This window comes from Isoptericola sp. NPDC057391 (assembly GCF_042668085.1).
Lineage (GTDB): Bacteria > Actinomycetota > Actinomycetes > Actinomycetales > Cellulomonadaceae > Isoptericola.
In genome coordinates this window covers 1-1,749 of sequence record NZ_JBHVBO010000326.1, presented here as the reverse complement: position 1 = coordinate 1,749, position 1,749 = coordinate 1, and the positions used below count along the sequence as shown (strand labels likewise).

The 1,749-nt window shown below is 73.8% G+C and carries 2 protein-coding genes; one reads left to right on the top strand and one right to left on the bottom strand.

The window, feature by feature from the left end:
• Window positions 1–55: 55 nt before the first annotated feature.
• Window positions 56–514 (bottom strand): nucleoside-diphosphate kinase, encoded by a 459-nt coding sequence (gene ndk, locus ACFUVW_RS20745; RefSeq protein WP_430573183.1) that lies wholly within the window; start codon window positions 512–514, stop codon window positions 56–58.
• Between the two features lie 326 nt (window positions 515–840).
• Here ndk and ACFUVW_RS20740 point away from each other — a divergent pair.
• Window positions 841–1,749: hypothetical protein (locus tag ACFUVW_RS20740; RefSeq protein WP_430573182.1), on the top strand; the 909-nt coding region annotated here is incomplete at its 3' end.

Below are 1,749 nucleotides of genomic sequence, written 5' to 3'. Positions count from 1 at the left end.
GTGACCAGGCCCGTCGCTTCTCTATCTCGGCGGAATCCCCTCTCTATCTCGCGGTTCAGAGACCCGGGAACCAGAGCCCGATCTCGCGCGCGGCGGACTCGGGCGAGTCGGAGCCGTGCACGAGGTTCTGCTGCACCTTGAGGCCCCAGTCGCGGCCCAGGTCGCCGCGGATGGTGCCCGGGGCCGCCTCGGTCGGGTTGGTCGCGCCGGCCAGCGAGCGGAAGCCGGGGATGACGCCCTGGCCCTCGGCGACGACGGCGAGCGTCGGGCCCGAGAGCATGAAGTCCACGAGCGGCTGGTAGAACGGCTTGCCCTCGTGCTCGGCGTAGTGCGCCGCGAGAAGCTCGGTCGTGGCCTGCTTGAGCTCGACGGCGACGAGCGTGTAGCCCTTCGCCTCGATGCGCCGCAGCACCTCGCCGGACAGGCCGCGGCGGACGCCGTCGGGCTTGACGAGCACCAGGGTGCGCTCGATGGCGGGCTCGGCGGGCAGGGTCGTGTCTGCGACGTCGGTCATGGCCGAAAGCCTATCGGCGCCCGTGCCCTGCCCCGTACGCCCCGCCCCTGCCCTTGACTGCCTTCCAGCAAGCGATCCTTCGCGCCATCGGGCCGGATGACGCGACGGATCGCTTGCTGGAAGGCCAGGGCTGCACCGGACGGAGGCTGTCCACAGCACTCGGCCCGGTGACGTTGTCCACAGGCCCGGCCGCGGCGGCGCGACCGGCACCGTCGGAGTGCTCACCTTGCGCCATGCGACCGCTCACCCCGCCGCCTCCGGCGCTCCTGGAACTGGCAGCGCGACAGGAAGGACTCGTCACGACGCGCCAGTGCGAGACGGCCGAGATGTCTGCCGACCGGTCGGCCCGCATGGTGCGGCAGGGACGCTGGGTGCGGTTGAGCACCGCCGTCTACGACACGGACCCCGTCCCCGTGGACCACCGCGAACGGCGCGATCTCTTCGACCATCGCCGCCGTCGCGCCGCGTGGTTCGGGCTGCTCGCGTACGGGCCGACGGCGATCGCCGTCGGGCAGGCCGCCCTGGCCCTGCACGAGGTGCAGGGGCTGCCCGTCCACATCACCCCGGAGGTGATGCTCCCGGGCGGGCCTCCCCGGGTCGCACGCGACGGCGTCGCGGTCAGGCAGTACGACGCCGGGCTCCCGACCGAGCTCGTCCGCGGTCGCCGGGTCGCCCCCGTCGTGCATGCCCTCGCCCAGGCGGTGCCCACCCTCGAGCGACGGCACGCCGTCGCCGTCCTCGACAACGCCGTGCACGCCGGCCGCATCACCCGTGCCGAGGTCGAGACCGCACACGACCTCGCCCGGGGACGACGAGGGGTGGAGCGGACCCATCCGTGGTGGCGGCTGGTCGACGGGCGAGCGGAGTCACCGCTGGAGACCTGGGCCCGTCTCGACTGCCTCGACGCCGGTGTCCCGCCCGACGAGCTCCAGCGGGAGTTCCACGCGCCGGACGGGACGTTCATCGGCCGGGGCGACCTGGTGTGGCACCTTCCCGGGGACCGGCGGTACCTGCTCGAGGTGGACGGCGCGGAGGTCCACGGCTCGCCCGACGCCGTCTACGCGGACCGCACCCGCCAGAACGCGCTCGTCGCCGACGGCGGGGTCGTCGTGCAGCGGGCGACCGCCGAGGACCTCCCCGTGCCCGGTCGGCTCGGGGACGAGGTGGCAGGCCGGCTCCGCCGGGCCGGCTGGCGACCGTCCGACGAACGAACAAGCGATCTGTCGCGTCATCCG

Coding starts and splice junctions, on each gene's coding strand:
- ndk (WP_430573183.1), bottom strand. CDS start 514: ATGACCGACGTCGCAGACACGACCCTGCCCGCCGAGCCCGCCATCGAG.